Consider the following 490-nt stretch of genomic DNA (forward strand, 5'->3'; position numbering starts at 1 on the left):
ATCGGGCCGTCGAGCGTCACGAGCTGCGTGAGCGGCTGCAGCGTCCCGTCGGCCGCGATCGGCAGCACCGCGAGGCTCGCGCCGATGTGGTTCGACACGATCACGTAGCGGCCGGTCGGGTCGATCGCCAGATGCACTGGATTCTTGCCCTGCGTGCTCTGGCGATTCAGGAACGTGAGCGTGCCGGTCGTCTTGTCGACCTTGAAAGCGCTGATGTCGCTCAGGTCGCCATGCACCGTGTACAGATGCTCGCCGTTCGCGCTCAGCGCGAGGAACGACGGATTCACCAGGTCCTTCACGAGCTGCACGCGCTCGAGCGCGCCCGTCCCGGTGTCGACGCGGTACACGCCGATCCCGTCGCCGCGGGCATTTCGTTCGCGCGTGGTGCGCGATCCGACATAAGCAAACATGGGTGTTTTTCCTTTCAAAGCCTTCGGTGATTCGTCTGCAAGAACGGGCGCGGGGGCCGCGCCGAGCATCGCGAGCGCGC

Annotated in this window: 1 protein-coding gene; it reads right to left on the reverse strand. The window is 65.9% G+C overall.

The features are described from left to right. On the reverse strand, positions 1-490 hold a 490-nt coding region (locus tag Q3A80_RS31955), incomplete at both ends, for a lactonase family protein (RefSeq protein ID WP_446332759.1).

It is taken from the genome of Burkholderia sp. SR8 (assembly GCF_052851275.1).